The sequence below is a fragment of the Afifella sp. H1R genome, assembly GCF_021462425.1.
GTDB classification, from domain to species: domain Bacteria; phylum Pseudomonadota; class Alphaproteobacteria; order Rhizobiales; family Afifellaceae; genus Afifella; species Afifella aestuarii.
In genome coordinates this window covers 1,120,116-1,135,950 of record NZ_JAKEDY010000002.1, presented here as the reverse complement: position 1 = coordinate 1,135,950, position 15,835 = coordinate 1,120,116, and the positions used below count along the sequence as shown (strand labels likewise).

Sequence of the window (15,835 nt, the reverse complement as noted above, 5' to 3'; positions counted from 1 at the left end):
CACCTCGTTGCCGCGTCGGTTCAAGTCACCTCTGCGACATGCTCTTCGACAACGATGCGCCGCGTCGCCGGATCGCGTTCGCGTGCTTCTTGCATCAACTCATTTGTTTTATCTTCAATACATTGCTGAAGTTTTGCGGCGAAGGTGGCGGAATCAAGGCCAGGCTCGATCGGCGGCAGAACTTCGACCCGAACAGTGCCGGGAATATGCGCAAACGATCGCCGCGGCCAGTAAAGGCCGGCATTGAGCGCCACCGGCACCACGGGAACCTGCAGTTCCTTGTAAAGATGCACGACGCCGTAGCGGTAATTCGGCGGCGCAAGCGGCGCCCGCCGCGTCCCTTCCGGAAAGATGATGACCTGAAAACCTTTGGCGACGCGGTCTTTGGCGTGTTCGGTGATCGAAAAAAGCGCTTTGGAGCGGCTGCCCCGGTCGACGGGAATATGGCCGTACTTCTTCATGTACCAGCCGAGAAGCGGGATCCACATGAGCTCGCGCTTCAGAATATAGGCGGGCTTGTCCAGCATGTAGACGAGCCGCATCGTCTCCCATGTCGATTGATGCTTGGCCGCGATGATGCAGCCGCCCTTCGGAATGTTCTCCAGCCCGCGCACGTCTTCCTTCACGCCGCAGATGAGCCGGTGCCAGAAGAGCGAAGAGGCGGTCCAGAACTTCGTCACCCAGATGCCGTAGCGCTGCGGCAGCAGCAGCATCGGCGAGAACACGATCGCCTGGACGGCGAAATTCACATAGAAAACAACGTTGAACAGGATGGAGCGCGCGTACATGGCCAGCCTCTGAAGCCTCGCCCAAGCGGGGCGCAACCGGAGTGGCGCGCCCTGGCCTCCACGTCAAGTCGGGGCGTCAAGTCGGGGCGTCACGTCGGGGCGCCATGTCGTAAAACCCGCGGCCGAAGCGCCGACGCCCCCGAAATCGCACCTACACTTATTCCGGCCGGCAGATTTCCTTTCCCTGGATCGCCACGGCCGTGCGCAGCGCCAGCACGGCGACGATCGCACAAAGAAGGCCTGCGAGCAGAAATCCGACCCACAGATGGAAGGCCGAGCCCGCCGTCTCCGCGAAGAGGAGCGAGGCGACCGCCAGAGCCGCGACCGGAAACGACAGCGCCCACCAGGACAGCGCGAAGGGAAGTCGCGCGAGCTTCGGCACCTGCGTCACCACGACGAGCGCGAAGACATAGCCGACATTGATCAGGATGCGCGCGAAGGCGTCGACCTCACCCTCGAGCCGAAGATAGGCGATGAAGGCGACGGCCGGCGGCGCGATCAGGATGACGAGCGTCGGCACCAGCCGCCCCGGCAGCGGATCGTGGAAGATCAGCCGGTTGACGACCAGGGTCAGAAGCACGAGCCAGAAGATCAGCCCGGCGGAAAAGAAGAGCCAGCTCACCTCCACGAAGCCGAACTCGACCCCGGCCAACGGCACGATGATGTTGCCGACGGCCGGAATGAACCAGGCCGGATTGAGATGCACATGCTCGAACGGGCGGTGGCCGATCCAATTGGCGATGACGCTGAGCGACAGGACGGCCTGTGCCGCGGCCCCCGCGATCCACACCGGCCTTGCGACCTCAGGCCAGACCGGCGCGGCGGCCGTCGCCATCAAGAGGAGCGAGATCGAGATCGTCGGAAAGAAGGCGATGCGCACCGGATGCGCCCATTCCTCCACCACGTCACGCGGATGAAAGCTGAGTTTCAGCGCGTATTGCAGCGCGATCACGGCAAACACCGCGACCGTCCCATAAAGCGCCCATGAGGAGATCCGCCCGTCGAGGGCAAGCGCATGCTCGCAGGCGCGCAACGTCAGTGTGAGGCCTGAGAGCCCCATCACGATGGCAAAGAAACTGATCGGAAACTGGCCGAGCCTCGAATGCTCAGGCAAAGAGATATCGCTCATCGAATGCCACCCCCGCGGCATTGGAAGTGATGACCTCAGTCCCGACCCCGGCAAAAGTCGCCGCAGAGCTCTGCTGGATCAATCGCTTCTAAGCTGCTGTGACAATTTGCACCGTCGTCCCGGAGCCGTTGCCGACCTCGCCGCAACGCCCGCTCAGCGCAGCTTCACGACGATATATTTGAGATATTCGCGAAACAGGATGACGAAGATCTCCTTGCGCTGCGCCCAGTCGCCGAGATCGAGGCCCGGCCGGCGCACCGGATAGGGAATGAGCCGCACATCCGGGATTTCGCGCCGCAATTCCGCGATCGAACGCGGCATGTGGTAGGCGCTGGTGACGACGATCAGCGAATGATAGCCGTGATGGCGCACCCATTCGCGCGTCTCCTCCGCATTGCCGCGCGTGTCGCGGGCCGCCTTGCCGAGATCGACGCAGCAGCGAAAGAGATCGGAGCTTTCGGACGCCACGGCATTGGCGATCGATTGCTTGCTGTTGTCCGCATAGACGCCTGAAATCAGAAGCCGCTGGCCGGCGCCGGCGCGCAGAAGCTCTACGCCCCCCTCCACGCGCGCCGAACCGCCGGTGAGCGCCACGATCGCGTCGGCCTGGGGCGCGGCCGGCGGGCGCGCGGAGGCGACCTGCTGCGCGAAGATGAGGAAGCCGCCGACGAAGAACAGGCCGATCAGGAACACCGCAAAGACGACGACGCGCACCAGCCGCCGCCCGATCGAGGGGCGCGGGCGGGAAGATTTCGCCTCGACTTTCTCAGCCAGCGTCTCGCGGGACATCAACGACCTTTGCTGCCGGAACGTGATCGGGGCTTCCTGATCTGCTTCGCGCGCATTGGCAACGTCTATCCGATCTGTGACAGCGTTCGCCGCACGGTCGAGCGTGCGGTGGCTGCGATGATCACGGCGATCGCCACCACCGTGATCACGGAGCCGATATAGGCCGGCGGCCCGATCGTGAGCCCGCCGAGAAGGCTTCTGAGCTGCGCCTCTTCCGGCGTCGGCCCTTCGACGCCGCCGATCAGCGACAGCAGCGCAAAGAGCGCGATGGCGGCGATACCGCCGAGACCGGCCCCTTTCAGTCCGAGCACCAGAAAATGCCGCTGGAACTCACCCGCCACATAGGAATCCTCAGCGCCGACGAAATGCAGGACCTCGATCACATCTTTGTTGCCGGCCATGGCGCCGCGCGTCGCGAAGACGACGCAGAGCGCCGTCGCGGTCATCACCAGCGCGACGATGCCGAGCCCGGCGAAGGTGATCGCCTGCGCCATGCGCGCCAGACGTTTGAGCCAGACACCGTGATCGTCGAGGCTCGCCCCCGGCACTTCGTCGCGCAATTGCCGCGCCAGGCTCGAAAGATCGACATTGCCGTCGAGCCGCACCGCGATGAGCCGCGGCACCGGCAGTTCCACCGGATCGAAATCGCTGCCGAGCCACGGCTCCAGAAGCGCCTTCGAATCGTTTTCGCTGACCGGCTCGGCCGAGAGGACGCCCGGCGTCGCCTCGGCGATCTCCTCCGCGCGCGCCATCGATTGCGCCACGTCGTGACCGCCCGTGACGCTCACCTGGATGGTGACTTCGGCGGCGATCTGGCGCTGCCAGCCGCGCGCCCGGTCGGAGACGACGGAGACGGAGGCGACCGACAGGCACGACAGAAAGCTCATGATCGCCACGAGCACCAGAAGCGCACGCCCGGCGACGGAGCGCGGCGGCACGATCGGGTTTTCTTCGCGCGGCTGCTCGATCGGGCCGGAGCTGACCGAAACGCCCGGACGACGAAGATTCGCATCGATATCGTCGACAGGCGCGGCCGCCTGCGGCGCCCGCCGGCGCGAAAGCCGTGGCCGCTTCAAGCGGCGTTTCTGCCGGCCGGGCTCAGACGACATCGTGAATTTCCATCAAGCCTGAATTGAGGATGAGCCGGCGCGCATCGTACTGGTCCATCAAAGCGAGATCGTGGGTGGCGATCACGATCGACGTTCCGAGCCGGTTGAGCTCGATGAAGAGCCGCAACAGGCGCCGCGCCAGCGGCGGATCGACATTGCCGGTCGGCTCGTCGGCGAGAAGGATTTCGGGCCGCGTGATGACGGCGCGGGCAATCGCGGCGCGTTGCTTCTCGCCGCCCGAAAGAACCGGCGGATGCACCCACATCTTGTCGCCGAGCCCCACCCATTCGAGAAGCTCGGTGACGTCGTGGCGATAGCTCGAATCCGGATGTCCGAGCACCCGCAAGGGCAGAGCGACGTTCTCATAGGTGGTGAGATGTTCCAGAAGCCGGAAATCCTGGAAGACGATCCCGATACGGCGCCGCAGCACCGGCACGGTCGTCCGGCTCGCCGTCGCCGCGTCCTGGCCAAAAATCTCCACCATCCCGCGCGTCGGCTTCAAGGACAGGAAGAGAAGCCGCAGAAGCGAGCTCTTGCCGGCACCCGACGGCCCGGTGACATATTGGAAAGAGCCGGGCTCGATCGCAAAGGTCACGTCGCGCAGGATCTCCGGGCCGAGCCCGTAGCGCAGCCCGACATTGTCGAAGCGAATCAGGGGCTGATACCCGTGCGCCGATCGTTCTTCCATGCGTCCTTTCACAAGTCAGGCTGTGGCCGCCGAAGCACACCACCCTCGTCGTCCCATCTGCCTCGCCGCCCGTTAAGCCGACGTTAACGATGTTCGGCAACAACTCGTCGGGCATGGTAAACGGAGTTCTGCATGCCCGAATGCCACGCGGGCGACAAGCGACCCGCCGGGGAACTCGAAATGGAATGCCCTGGCTGCGGCGCGCGCGAGCACCTGCAGACGGCATCGCTCGATGCCGAAACGAAGCTCATCGTCTGCGGCCATTGCGGCGAGACTTGGAAGGCGCACACCGACCTGCATCGGGCCCTCCTTCCCGCCTTCCCGGCCACCTTCCCGGCCTTCGCCGGACAACCGATCGCGGCCTCCCCGCTGCCGTCGGCCGGAACCGCGAAGATCTGGCAAGAAGAGCCGCAGCCCTCACCGGGCCGTTCGCGCTTCGTCGACGACGAGACGCCGGTGCAGAAGTCCGAATGGAAAGGCGTGGCCCTTCCCGTTCTCAGCGCCCTGTCGCTCGCCTTCCTCGTCCTCTTCGTCCTTGCACGACCTGCAATCGTCAAGGCGGCGCCCGATCTCGCCAGCCTCTACGGCCTCGCCGGGCTGCAGGTGAGCGCCGATCCCGTCGCCTTTGAGGCGGTCAACGTCTATCGCGCAGAAATGGCGGGACAAAACGCCCTTCTCGTCACCGGCCGGCTCGTCAGTCTTGACCACCGCCCGCAGCCGTTGCAACCGGTCTCCATGGAGATCTACAGCGCCTCAGGCGAGAAACTGGCAAATCGCGCCATGGAAGCCCCCGCCCCGGAAATCGCACCGCGCGAGCGGCTGTCCTTCGCCTACACCCTGACCGATACCCCGCCCAATGCCGCGAGGATCGAGCTTCGCTTCGCCGACCCCTTCATTCAGACCGCCGTTGCCGGTTCATGACGAAAGTGACGACGGCGCATATCCGCCCGCTCTTTTCCGCCGAAGAGATCGACCGCCGCATCAACGAGCTCGCCGAAGCGATCTGCACGACGAAGCCGGAAGAGCTTCTCGCCATCGTCGTCTTGAAAGGCGGCTTCGTCTTCGGCGCCGATCTCGTCCGCGCCATGTCGCGCCGCGGCGTGACGATGGAGATCGAGTTCATTTCGCTCTCTTCCTATGGCGCCAGCCTGAAGACGAGCGGCGAAGTGCGCATCCTGCGTGACATCGGCTGCCCGGTTGCCGGACGCGACGTCCTCATCATCGACGACGTTCTCGATTCCGGCCTCACCGTGCGTTTTGCGCGCGAATTGATGGCGACACGCGGCGCCCGCCGCGTCCAGGTGGCGGTCATGATCGACAAACCCGAAGGCCGGAAGGCAGAAATCGAAGCTGATTACGTTGGGTTTACCTGTCCCGACTATTTTGTAGTCGGTTACGGCATGGATGCAGGCCATGCCCATCGCGAACTCCCTTTTGTCGGCGTGGTCGAAAGCGACGAGGAGGGAGCCAATTAGCGGGGAAGGGTAATGCGTATTCTCCTGACGGAAGACGATGATTCCGTCCGAGCTTTCGTCAGCCGCGCGCTGGAACTGGATGGCCACAGCGTCGAGACGGCGTGCGATGGCCTGGAAGCCATGGACCGACTGCTCGCCAGCGATGGCGAATTCGATCTGCTCGTCAGCGACGTGAAGATGCCGCTCATGGACGGCATCGATCTCGCCCACAGCGCCGCGCGCAAATGGCCGGGCCTCCCGATCCTTCTGATGACCGGCTTCGCCGATCAGCGGGAGCGTGCCGATGACCTGCAGAAGGTCATTCGCGACGTCCTCACCAAGCCCTTCACGCTTCAGGAAATCCGCACCGCGGTCAGCGTCGCGGGTGCAGAAAAGCAGCAGGTCGCCTGATCTGCCACGGCGAAGACCGCCGACCTTCCTTCATTCCCCGACGACGCGCGGCTTTTCCGGTTCGCTCCCGGCTTCGATTCAAGAGGCCGCGCGTTCTCAGCCGGGCTTTCTCAGCTGGACTTTCTCAGCTGGACTTTCTCAGCCGGCGCGCTCAATCGCGCTGCAGGAGCCGCTCCAGGTAATCGAGTTCGTAGCTCGGCCGAAAGCGCTCGCCGAGGCGTTCGCGGATGGCGTTGAGAATGCGCCTCGCGCGCTCCACGTCGAATTCGTCGGGAATGCGCACGTCCTCGCCGAGCTGCGGCCCTTGCGCCCGCTGCGGCCGGCCGAGCGGGTCCGTCTGGCCCTGCGGATTGCCGCCGCGGCCGACCCGCTGCTGCCCGCCCTGACCCTGCTGGCCCATCATCTCGCTCATCATCTGCTGCATGCCTTCGCGCATCGCCTGCAGCGCCTCGCCCTGCGGGCCGATGGCCTGACCGGGTTCGCCGTCTCCGAGTGAACCCGTCGCCTCTCCCATCGCCCGTCCGGCGCGGTCGAGGGCGCGCTCGCCCTGCCCCATCTGGCCTTCGCCGCCCTGCCCCGGCTCGCCGCCGGGTTGCTCGCCCGGCTGCTGACCCTGGCCCTGCTGCTGGCGCAGCTTGTCGAGGAGCGCCTGCAGCTGCTCCTGCAGATTGCCCTGGTTCTGTTGCAGCTGGCGCATCATTTCCGCCATTTCCGAAGGCGACATCTCGCCGTCGCCGGGTCTCTGCCCCGGCCGCTGCCCCTGATCGAGGCTGAACGTATCGTCCATCAACCGTTGCTGCTCGCGCATCAGCCGGCCGAGTTCCTCCATCTGCTGCATCATCTGGCCCATTTCGCCGCTCTGCATCTGCTGCTGCATGCGCTGGGCCATCTGCATGTTGTCGAGCATCTCCTGAAGCTGGCTCAAGAGCTCCTGCGCCGCCTCCTTGTCGCCGAGCCGCGCCAGATCTTCGATGCGGTCGAGCATGCGTTCGAGATCCTGCTGCGACAGAACCTGCGCGTTCGGATCGATCGGCATCAATTTCTGCGGATCGGAGCGTGCCATCTGTTCGGCCATGCTGCGCATGACGTCGTTCATGGCCTGCCGCAGCTCTTCGGTGAGCCGCGAAATCTCTTCCTCCGAGGCGCCCTCGGCGAGCGCCTGTTCGAGCGCCTCGCGCGCCTCCGCGAGCCGCTCCTGCGCCTCCGACAATTCTCCGTCCTCGATGAGAACCGCCATCTCCCAGAGATAATCGAGCATCCCGCGCAGCTCGTCGTCGCTCTCGGCCGCCCGCATTCTCTGATAGGCGACGGTGAGGCCGAGATAGATGCCGGAATCCTTGACGAAATCGCCCGGCCGGATGGTCATCGCATCGAGCACCTGCACGACGCGGTCCTTGCTGCGGGCATCGAGAGCGAGCGCACGCCTCTGCTCGATGAGCGCCTTGGCGATCGGGTTGCGGAACGGCCGGGCCGGAAGCGTCATGGCGCCGTCATCGGCCGGCCGGCCTTCCTGGCCGGCGGCATCGCGCACCACGGCGTCGGCGACGACCGGCATGCCGGCATAAGGATGCTCTTCCAGGCGCCCCGACGCCTTGGCACCGTTCTCCTCCTTGCGCCCGCGACCCGTGCGGATCGCGATCGACGGCGCCTCGACCAGAGGATGCGCACCTTTTTCGGGCGGCGTCTGCGGCCGGAACGTGACGTTGCCGTCGGTCACGCCGTAATCGTCCTCCACCGTGAAGGCCATGGTGAAGGAGCCGGACCGATTGACCGTCACCTCGCCGCGCCGGATCGTCGGCGGCCGGTCTGGAATGATGCGGAAGGCGTAATGTTCGCTGGCCCGCCCGGCCTCGACCGAGACGGAGCCGTCGCTTTCGAGCGTCGTCGTGTAACTGCGGATCGTCTGGTCGTCGCGCGAGCCCGCTTTGTTTGCGCCGGATGCCTTGGCCGCGTCGGGTGCCTTGTTTACAGCCGGTGCCGGAGCCGCCGTCTTCGCCGCATCATTGGCCGCTTGAGGCTCCGCACCGGATTTCGACGTCGCGCCGTCCTCGTCGGCAGCGAGCGCCGTCGGGCCGCCGGGTCCGTCGAGCGTGACGACGGCCGGTTCGCTCGAGGCGACGCGCACGGTGAGGCGGCTTCCCTGCGGCACCCGCACCTCCGTCACCTCCCCGGCGTTCTCGCCCTGTCTTTCACCACGGCGCGACAGATAGACGGGCGCCGCGCCGGTATAGGTCGGCGGATCGACCCAGGCGTCGATGCGGGCCGGCACGCCGGTCGAAAGATGCGCCGAGACGGGCCGGAAGGCATCGGCAAGCCGCGGCCCATGCTCGCCCCAGCCGACGAGAAACGCCACGAAGAGCAAAACGGGGACGACAAAGCGCAGCGCATTCGGATCGCGCCGCACCATGTCGGGACGCGGCGGCCCGGCGCGCATCGCGGCCAGAGACGCCATCAATCGCCGGCGATGCGCCGCCCACAGAGCCTCCGCCGCCGGCCCTTCGGAAACGGTGGAGAGCGTGTCCCGCAAGCCGCTTGCCGGGCGATGGGAGACGGGCGAATTCCGCTCCACCCGCTTCAGGGCGGCGGCCTGGCTCGGAAAGGGCGTGCGCAGGATCCAGACGGCCGCGACGATCGCGGCAAGGCCCAGGCCGAGGAGGATGCCGCCGCGCACCCAATCGCCGACAAAGCTCCAGACGCCGAGCCACGAGAGCGCGAAAAACAGGGCGACGATCGACAGAAGCGGAACGAGCCGCGGCCAGGCCGCCTCCCAGAAGAGCGCGAGCCGGGCGCGGCGTGTGAGGCGGGCAAGGCGCTCTTCGGCGACTTGCGCCCGCGCCTCGTCGGGCGTCCTCTCGCGGGCGCTCAGGTCGTCGCCAGGGACATCCTCGCCTGGCCCCGTGAAATCTCTGCCTGGCATCGTCTTCGGCGCATCGCTCACGGCCAGTTCCTTATCTTGCCGGCCTCGTCATTTTGCCGGCCTCGGCGGCAACCTCGCCCGCCGCGCATCCGACCGGGCTCAGAGGCCGCCTCGCAAGGACAGATTGCGTCCGATCGTCACAAGTATAGCGGACAACGAATGAGCGGAAAGGACAAGGGCGAAGCATGGCCACATCAAGGCCTTGCGCGAGATTTGACGTCTTCGTGATCTCGCTCAGGCGTCGTCCGGCATGAGCCACGACGGCACACGGTCGAGACCGATGAGCTCCTCGTAGCTGTGCCGCGCCCGCACCAGCGCATATTCATGTCCATGCACCAGCACTTCCGGCACCAGGCGGCGCGTATTGTAGGTGCCGGCCTGCACCGCGCCATAGGCGCCGGCGGAGAAGACGGCGACGAGATCGCCCGCTTCCGGCCGCGGCATGCGCACATTCTTGCCGAGGAAATCGCCGGTTTCGCAGACCGGACCGACGACGTCGCAGACGATCGTCTCGGCATCGCTTTCGCGCACCGGCGCGATCCGATGATAGGCCTCGTAGAGGGTCGGGCGGATGAGATCGTTCATCGCCGCATCGACGATGACGAAATTCTTCCCCTCTCCCTCCTTCACGTAAATGACTTCGCTCACCAGAATTCCAGCATTGCCGGCGATGAGGCGGCCGGGCTCGAAGATGACGGTGGCGCCGAGCGCATTCATATGGCGGCGCACGATCTCGGCATAGTTCGACGGCAGCGGCGGAGCCGCCTTGTCCTCGTCATAGGGAATGCCGAGCCCGCCACCGAGATCGACATGCTCGATCTCGTGACCGTCCTCGCGGAGCATCACGACGAGTTCGGCGAGCCGCCGGAAGGCCGCGTCGAAAGGCTGAAGCTCGGTGATCTGGCTGCCGATATGCATGTCGATGCCGATGATCTTGAGCCCCGGCATCTTGGCCGCTTCCGCATAGACGGCCCGCGCCCGGTCCGCCGGAATGCCGAACTTGTTCTCCTTGCGCCCGGTCGCGATCTTGTCGTGCGTGCCGGCATCGACGTCGGGATTGATGCGCAGGCTGACCGGCGCCACCTGCCCGGCTTCGACGGCAAGCCGGGAGAGGAGGGCAAGCTCCGGCTCCGATTCCACGTTGAAGCAATGGATGCCCGCCTCAAGCGCGAAACGCAGCTCGTGGGCGGTCTTGCCGACGCCGGAGAACATGATCTTTTCAGCCGGGACACCGGCCGCGAGCGCCCGCCGCAATTCGCCTTCCGAGACCACGTCGGCCCCGGCGCCGAGCCGCGCCAAAGTCGCGATCACCGCCTGATTGGAATTCGCCTTGAGGGCGTAACAGACGCGGTGCGGCAGGTCCGCAAACGCTTCCTCGAAGACCTGATAATGCCGCGTCAGCGTCGCCGTCGAATAGCAATAGAACGGCGTGCCGACCGCCGCGGCGATTTCCGGGATCGGCACGTCTTCGGCGTGGAGCACGCCGCCGCGATAGGAAAAATGATGCAAAGCTTCGCCCTTCCCTGGCGCCCTGCTTAGATCAGCGGATCGAGGATGAAACGGCGCCCGCCATGGGTCTTCTCCGCTTCCTCGGCACGACGCGTGGCGATGTCGCCGTCCTCGTCGTTCGCCGCCGGCTCGTCCAGCCTGGTGAGATCGTCGAAATTGCGGTCGGTCGAGCCCGGATTGCCGATGTCGCCGCGCGGCGTCACCGCTTCGGGCGCACCGGGAGGCGGCTGCAGCGCGCCGCGGCGCCCGCAACCGGCAACCACCGTCGCCGTCATCATCAAAACCACAGCTAAGCGCAGCCAGGCCATCGCGAACCTCTTCCTTGGGCGGACTATAGCGAGGCCTCGGGCGAAAGCGGAGTGGCTTTTGCAAGAGCCTCCTCCTCGGCGAGCCGGGCCTGCCATTCTTTGGCGCGCTGGCGCACATTGTCGGGGGCGGTGCCGCCTTCGCTCACGCGGCTCGCGACCGAGGCATCGACGGACAAGACGTCGAACACGCTCGCATCGAGCTTCGGATAGACCTTGCGCAGGGCCTCGATCGGCATCTCGCCGAGATCGACCTCGAGCGCTTCCGCCTCGGCGACGATCCGGCCGGTGATGTGATGCGCCTCGCGGAACGGCAGCCCCGCCTCGCGCACCAGCCAATCGGCGAGATCGGTCGCCGTCGAAAAGCCGATGCCGGCAGCCTCGCGCAAACGGGCTTCGTTCGGCTGAAGATCGGCGACCATGCCGGCCATCGCCGCAAGCGACAGGGACAGCGACGGCAGGGCGTCAAAGACCTGCTCTTTGTCTTCCTGCATGTCCTTGGAATAGGCGAGCGGCAGACCCTTCATCACCACCATCAGCGCATTCATCGCCCCGATGATGCGCCCGGCCTTGGCCCGCACCAGCTCCGCCGCGTCCGGATTGCGCTTCTGCGGCATGATCGAGGAGCCGGTGGTGAACTTGTCGGAGAGCTTGACGAAGCGGAACTGCGCCGACGACCAGATGACGATCTCTTCGGCAAAGCGCGACAGATGCACCGCGCAGATCGAGGCGGCTGCAAGCGCCTCCATGGCGAAATCGCGATCGGAGACGGCATCGAGCGAATTGGCCGCCGGCCGGTCGAAGCCGAGCGCGGCCGCCGTCATCTTCCGATCGATCGGAAAGGCGGTGCCGGCAAGGGCTGCGGCACCGAGCGGACATTCGTTGAGGCGCGCCCGGCAATCGCGGAAGCGGCTCCGGTCGCGCGCGAACATCTCCACATAGGCGAGCATGTGATGGCCGAAGGTGACCGGCTGCGCACTTTGCAGATGTGTGAAGCCCGGCATCACGGTGCCGGCATGCTTTGCGGCCTTCGTCACCAGTGCGTTCATCAAGGCGAGGATCTGGCGATCGAGATCGTCGAGCGCATCGCGCACCCAAAGCCGGAAATCGGTCGCCACCTGATCGTTGCGCGAGCGCGCCGTATGCAGGCGCCCTGCCGCATCGCCGATCAATTCCGCGAGACGTGCCTCGACATTCATATGAATGTCTTCCAGGTTCCGCGAGAAGGTGAAGCGGCCTTCCTCGATCTCGGCCGCGATCTGGTCGAGACCGTCGATGATCTTGCGGGCATCCTCCGTCGAAATAATGCCGGCTTTCGCCAGCATCTCGGCATGGGCTTTGGAGCCGGCAATATCCTGGCTCGCCAGAGCCCGGTCGAAATCGATGGAAGCGTTGATCTCTTCCATGATGGCGTCCGGGCTTTCGGAAAAGCGGCCGCCCCACATGCGGTTGGACATCAGCTGATCGCAGTCTTTGAAGATGAAGATTCGGAGCAGATTACGGTGAAACGCACTTATCTGGCCTTCGGTACGTTCGCAGTGATCGTCCTCGGCTTTGGACTCGCCCTATACGGGATTCCCGGCGATGGCAATGATGCGGCCGGCGAACTGGGCGCCAATTGCCAGGCGGCCGTTGAGGCAGGCGCCCGCCTCGACCCGGTGATCGGCGGCGAAGTGGCGGCCTTCATCCCGGCAAACACACCGCAGGATCTGAGCGCCCTCACCTTCACCGGCGCGGACGGAAGCGAGCAGAGCCTCGCCGATCTCTCCGGCCGTCTGAAGCTCGTCAATCTCTGGGCCACCTGGTGCGCACCCTGCCGTGAGGAAATGCCGGCACTCGACGCGCTCGAGGGCGATCTCGGCAGCGACGACTTCTCCGTCGTGCCGATCAACATCGATACCTCAGGGCCGGAGCGACCGCGCCAGTTCCTCGATGAGATCGGCGTCGAGCATCTGCCGCTTCTCACCGACAAATCCATGGACATCTTCAACAAGATGAAGGCGATGGGGCTCGCCGTCGGCCTGCCCGTGACGGCGCTCGTCGACGGCAATGGCTGCCTCGTCGGCCATATGAACGGCCCGGCGGAATGGAATTCAGCCGATGGCACCAGGCTCATCAAGGCGGCGCTCGACGGCACAGCCCAGACGACCCGCGAAGCGCCTTCGGCGGCAGCTCCCGCAGGTTCCTGAACCTCGTCCGAGCTCCTCGCGGGCTCCCTGACCTTTTCCTCAGCGCCAGGCGGCGAAAACCCTACGCCGCCTTGCCGAGGCTCATGCCGGTGGCGGGGACGCTCGCCGGTGCGAAACTCTCCGCCACATGGTCGGACAGCGCCATGACGAGGGGATCGCTTTCATCGCGCGCGATGAAGGAGATCGCATAGGTGCCGAGATCCGGCAGCCCCGTATCGGCGCCGAGAAGCACGAGATCGCCGCGCGCCAGCGACGCCGGCAGCGGCGCAATGGCGAGGTCGCCGGCAACGGCTGCGATCTGACCGGCAGCCGAAGCGCTTTGATAGGCGACACGATGCCGGAAGCCCGCCTTGTTCAAGGCCGCTACGGAGCGTTTGCGCCAGCAGCAATCGGGATTGGCGACGGCGACCGGCAGGGGCTCGCGCCGATAGGCGGTGCCTCCGCGCGCCCCGAGCCAGACGAGCTGTTCCTCATGCACCTGTCGGCGGAGGAACTGCGCGTCCGAAATGTCCGCATTGGTGACGAGCCCGCTGTCGATGTCGCCGCGTTCCAGATAGACGCGCACCTTCGCCGAGATGTCGCAGATGACGTTGACCTGCACGCGTGGATGCGTGCGGGCGAAACTTCTGAGAACGCGCGGCAGGAAGGCGCTCGCATATTCGTCCGGCGTGCCGACCGTGATCGAGCCTTCGAGATCGGGCTGCTTCAGGCGGCCCCAGAGCTCGGCATGCATCTGCAGGATCCGGCGCGCATCCGGCAGCATCGATTCCCCGAAGGCGGTGAGCGCGACGCGCCGGGAATCGCGGTCGAAAAGCCGCCGTCCGACGAGGTCTTCGAGCTTCTTCACCTGCATGGAGACGGCCGAGGGCGTACGCCCCGCCCGTTCGGCGGCGACAGAGAAACTTCCGGTGTCGGCAATCGCGACAAATGTACGCAGGAGATCGGCATCGAGGATCGGCTGCATGACGCGCCTCATGATTCAATGAAACTGAACCGAAATGTAAAACCTTTTCGTTTGATTGATCAATAGGGAAAGACGAAATGAGGCTCATGGACGGTACGACACGGTGTCCCGCCGCCATTCCCTGAACCGGGTTTCGGAAGACCCGATTTTTCGTTTGGAGGCAGCAATGCTCGACAATCTTTCCCACAATCCAGCGGTCCGAACCGCCGGATCAGGCGATCTCGCCGCCCGCGCCGGCGCCTTCCTGCAGCCGGTCGCCAACACGCTCCTGCGCCTCGCGCGTGCCATCAAGGGACGCCGCGCCGCCTACCGGCTTGCCACCCTCGACGATCAGATGCTGCAGGATATCGGCCTGACGCGTTTCGAGGTCGAGAGCGCGCTCGCCATGCCGCTGACTTCTGATCCGAACGCGGAATTGGTTCGCCGTCGCGCCGATCGGATTGCAAGCCAGCGTCGCCGCGGTGTTCGTACGCGCTGACCTGAGGCGCTCGCCTCAACCGCAAAAAGCCCCGTTTGATCTCTAGGAGCCCGTCGCATTGCGGCGGGCTCCTTGCTCTTGAGGCCGCCTTGGTTCAGATGGACCGGATTCTCCCTGCCTCATTTTGAAGGAATGCAATGGCTTCCTCCGGCCGGATTATTTTGATTTCCAGCCATGTCGCTGCCGGCGCCGTCGGCAACCGCATCATGGGTTTCACGTTGGAGCGGCTCGGCATGGAGACGGTCGACATCCCGACCGTGCTTCTGCCGCACCACCCGGGCTTCGGCCTCGGCCGGCCGATCCTGGCGAGCGCCGCCGATTTCGCAGCTCTTCTCGCCGGTGTGGCCACGCGCTTTTCCGAGCGCCCGCCGCTCGCCGTCGCCACCGGCTATTTCGGCCGCGCCGAACACGTGGCCGAGACGGCCCGCTTCATCGCCGGCTTGAAAGAGCGCTTTCCCGGGCTCGTCTATCTCTGCGATCCGGTGATGGGCGATTCCGACCGCCTCTACGTACCGGAGCCCGTGGCGGAGGCGATCCGCGACCATCTCCTGCCGCTCGCCGACATCGCCACCCCGAACGTCTTCGAATTCGGCTGGCTGACGGGGACGAAGCCTGAGCCCGACCCGACCGCGCTCGTCGTCGACGCACGCCGCCTCGGCCCGGCCGAAGTCATCGTCACCTCGGCCCCGGCCCTGATGCGCGGGCGCATGGCGGCCGTGCTCGTCAAGCCGAACGAGACGATCCTCGCCGAGCATCCCGTCGTCGAAAATCCTGCGAAGGGCGCGGGCGATCTTTTTTCGGCCCTTTATCTCGGCCGCAAGATGCTCGGCGCCTCGTCGGAGGAAGCGCTCGCCTTCGCGGCGGCCGGCACGGCCGACCTCTTCGTCGTCACCGAACAGCTCGGCCGCGATGAACTTGCCTTTGCCGAAGGACAGGACGTGATGCTCCGGCCAAATCTCGGCCGCATCGCGTTGCGGCGCATCGCCGAAGCGAAAGGCCCAATAAGCCTGACGTAAAACCTGTTCATAACTGCGAAGACTTCCGCAACGGCAGCTCTGCCGGACGCGAAAATCGCGGTTTTCTTTGTCTCAACTCCTCCCCATAG

16 protein-coding genes are annotated in these 15,835 nt (G+C 65.5%); 6 read left to right on the top strand and 10 right to left on the bottom strand.

Going from position 1 to position 15,835, the window contains the following annotated elements; genetic code table 11:
• Window positions 1–20 precede the first annotated feature (20 nt).
• The 5 genes from L0F51_RS16880 to ftsE form a co-directional block, all read right to left on the bottom strand.
• Window positions 21–788, bottom strand: coding sequence for a 1-acyl-sn-glycerol-3-phosphate acyltransferase (locus tag L0F51_RS16880; RefSeq protein ID WP_234630300.1), 768 nt, complete (start codon window positions 786–788; stop codon window positions 21–23).
• Window positions 789–945: 157 nt separating this feature from the next.
• Window positions 946–1,917 carry an SLAC1 anion channel family protein gene (locus L0F51_RS16875; RefSeq protein ID WP_234630299.1) on the bottom strand — a complete coding sequence of 324 codons (972 nt, stop codon included), beginning with the start codon at window positions 1,915–1,917 and terminating at the stop codon, window positions 946–948.
• 153 nt (window positions 1,918–2,070) lie between these two features.
• Window positions 2,071–2,706 carry a YdcF family protein gene (locus L0F51_RS16870; RefSeq protein WP_234630298.1) on the bottom strand — a complete coding sequence of 212 codons (636 nt, stop codon included), beginning with the start codon at window positions 2,704–2,706 and terminating at the stop codon, window positions 2,071–2,073.
• A gap of 65 nt (window positions 2,707–2,771) precedes the next feature.
• Complete coding sequence (locus L0F51_RS16865; protein WP_234630297.1) at window positions 2,772–3,815, bottom strand: ABC transporter permease; 1,044 nt, start codon at window positions 3,813–3,815, stop codon at window positions 2,772–2,774.
• A complete protein-coding gene (gene ftsE / locus L0F51_RS16860; protein ID WP_092813800.1) occupies window positions 3,805–4,470 on the bottom strand; it encodes a cell division ATP-binding protein FtsE in 666 nt (221 codons plus the stop codon). Before ftsE ends, L0F51_RS16865 begins: the two co-directional genes overlap by 11 nt.
• 165 nt (window positions 4,471–4,635) lie before the next feature.
• Between ftsE and L0F51_RS16855 the strand changes: the two genes are divergently transcribed.
• The 3 genes from L0F51_RS16855 to L0F51_RS16845 are packed head-to-tail and all read left to right on the top strand — an operon-like array spanning window position 4,636 to window position 6,368.
• A complete protein-coding gene (locus tag L0F51_RS16855) occupies window positions 4,636–5,424 on the top strand; it encodes a hypothetical protein (protein WP_234630296.1) in 789 nt (262 codons plus the stop codon).
• The gene (hpt, locus tag L0F51_RS16850) at window positions 5,421–5,978 is read left to right on the top strand and encodes a hypoxanthine phosphoribosyltransferase (RefSeq protein ID WP_128290713.1); all 558 of its coding nucleotides are present in this window, start codon (window positions 5,421–5,423) and stop codon (window positions 5,976–5,978) included. Before L0F51_RS16855 ends, hpt begins: the two co-directional genes overlap by 4 nt.
• Window positions 5,979–5,990: 12 nt before the next feature.
• Window positions 5,991–6,368, top strand: a complete 378-nt coding sequence (locus L0F51_RS16845) for a response regulator (RefSeq protein WP_092813577.1) — start codon at window positions 5,991–5,993, stop codon at window positions 6,366–6,368.
• Between the two features lie 151 nt (window positions 6,369–6,519).
• On the opposite strand, the gene L0F51_RS16840 is transcribed toward L0F51_RS16845, so the two are convergent.
• The 4 genes from L0F51_RS16840 to argH all read right to left on the bottom strand — a co-directional run bounded on the left by L0F51_RS16840 (window position 6,520) and on the right by argH (window position 12,556).
• Window positions 6,520–9,306 (bottom strand): TIGR02302 family protein, encoded by a 2,787-nt coding sequence (locus tag L0F51_RS16840; RefSeq protein ID WP_234630295.1) that lies wholly within the window; start codon window positions 9,304–9,306, stop codon window positions 6,520–6,522.
• A gap of 213 nt (window positions 9,307–9,519) precedes the next feature.
• Window positions 9,520–10,794 (bottom strand): diaminopimelate decarboxylase, encoded by a 1,275-nt coding sequence (gene lysA / locus L0F51_RS16835; RefSeq protein ID WP_234630294.1) that lies wholly within the window; start codon window positions 10,792–10,794, stop codon window positions 9,520–9,522.
• Between the two features lie 26 nt (window positions 10,795–10,820).
• Window positions 10,821–11,102: a lipoprotein gene (locus L0F51_RS16830; RefSeq protein WP_234630293.1), complete on the bottom strand. Its 282-nt coding sequence runs from the start codon at window positions 11,100–11,102 to the stop codon at window positions 10,821–10,823.
• 23 nt (window positions 11,103–11,125) lie between these two features.
• Window positions 11,126–12,556: an argininosuccinate lyase gene (argH, locus tag L0F51_RS16825; RefSeq protein ID WP_234630292.1), complete on the bottom strand. Its 1,431-nt coding sequence runs from the start codon at window positions 12,554–12,556 to the stop codon at window positions 11,126–11,128.
• A 45-nt stretch (window positions 12,557–12,601) separates the two neighbouring features.
• Here argH and L0F51_RS16820 point away from each other — a divergent pair, with 45 nt between their 5' ends.
• Complete coding sequence (locus tag L0F51_RS16820) at window positions 12,602–13,288, top strand: TlpA disulfide reductase family protein (RefSeq protein ID WP_234630291.1); 687 nt, start codon at window positions 12,602–12,604, stop codon at window positions 13,286–13,288.
• A 61-nt stretch (window positions 13,289–13,349) separates the two neighbouring features.
• On the opposite strand, the gene L0F51_RS16815 is transcribed toward L0F51_RS16820, so the two are convergent.
• Complete coding sequence (locus tag L0F51_RS16815) at window positions 13,350–14,252, bottom strand: LysR family transcriptional regulator (RefSeq protein ID WP_234630290.1); 903 nt, start codon at window positions 14,250–14,252, stop codon at window positions 13,350–13,352.
• A gap of 166 nt (window positions 14,253–14,418) precedes the next feature.
• Between L0F51_RS16815 and L0F51_RS16810 the strand changes: the two genes are divergently transcribed.
• Together L0F51_RS16810 and L0F51_RS16805 are read left to right on the top strand one after the other, a co-directional pair.
• Window positions 14,419–14,730, top strand: coding sequence for a DUF1127 domain-containing protein (locus L0F51_RS16810; protein WP_128290707.1), 312 nt, complete (start codon window positions 14,419–14,421; stop codon window positions 14,728–14,730).
• 137 nt (window positions 14,731–14,867) lie between these two features.
• A complete protein-coding gene (locus L0F51_RS16805; protein ID WP_234630289.1) occupies window positions 14,868–15,746 on the top strand; it encodes a PfkB family carbohydrate kinase in 879 nt (292 codons plus the stop codon).
• The last annotated feature ends 89 nt before the right edge of the window (window positions 15,747–15,835 follow it).

What these genes read in the sequence shown, in the direction of transcription:
- L0F51_RS16880 (WP_234630300.1), bottom strand. Translation starts at nt 788, where the DNA reads ATGTACGCGCGCTCCATCCTGTTCAACGTTGTTTTCTATGTGAATTTC.
- L0F51_RS16875 (WP_234630299.1), bottom strand. Translation starts at nt 1,917, where the DNA reads ATGAGCGATATCTCTTTGCCTGAGCATTCGAGGCTCGGCCAGTTTCCG.
- L0F51_RS16870 (WP_234630298.1), bottom strand. Translation starts at nt 2,706, where the DNA reads ATGTCCCGCGAGACGCTGGCTGAGAAAGTCGAGGCGAAATCTTCCCGC.
- L0F51_RS16865 (WP_234630297.1), bottom strand. Translation starts at nt 3,815, where the DNA reads ATGTCGTCTGAGCCCGGCCGGCAGAAACGCCGCTTGAAGCGGCCACGG.
- L0F51_RS16855 (WP_234630296.1), top strand. Translation starts at nt 4,636, where the DNA reads ATGCCCGAATGCCACGCGGGCGACAAGCGACCCGCCGGGGAACTCGAA.
- hpt (WP_128290713.1), top strand. Translation starts at nt 5,421, where the DNA reads ATGACGAAAGTGACGACGGCGCATATCCGCCCGCTCTTTTCCGCCGAA.
- L0F51_RS16845 (WP_092813577.1), top strand. Translation starts at nt 5,991, where the DNA reads ATGCGTATTCTCCTGACGGAAGACGATGATTCCGTCCGAGCTTTCGTC.
- L0F51_RS16830 (WP_234630293.1), bottom strand. Translation starts at nt 11,102, where the DNA reads ATGGCCTGGCTGCGCTTAGCTGTGGTTTTGATGATGACGGCGACGGTG.
- argH (WP_234630292.1), bottom strand. Translation starts at nt 12,556, where the DNA reads ATGTCCAACCGCATGTGGGGCGGCCGCTTTTCCGAAAGCCCGGACGCC.
- L0F51_RS16815 (WP_234630290.1), bottom strand. Translation starts at nt 14,252, where the DNA reads ATGCAGCCGATCCTCGATGCCGATCTCCTGCGTACATTTGTCGCGATT.
- L0F51_RS16810 (WP_128290707.1), top strand. Translation starts at nt 14,419, where the DNA reads ATGCTCGACAATCTTTCCCACAATCCAGCGGTCCGAACCGCCGGATCA.
- L0F51_RS16805 (WP_234630289.1), top strand. Translation starts at nt 14,868, where the DNA reads ATGGCTTCCTCCGGCCGGATTATTTTGATTTCCAGCCATGTCGCTGCC.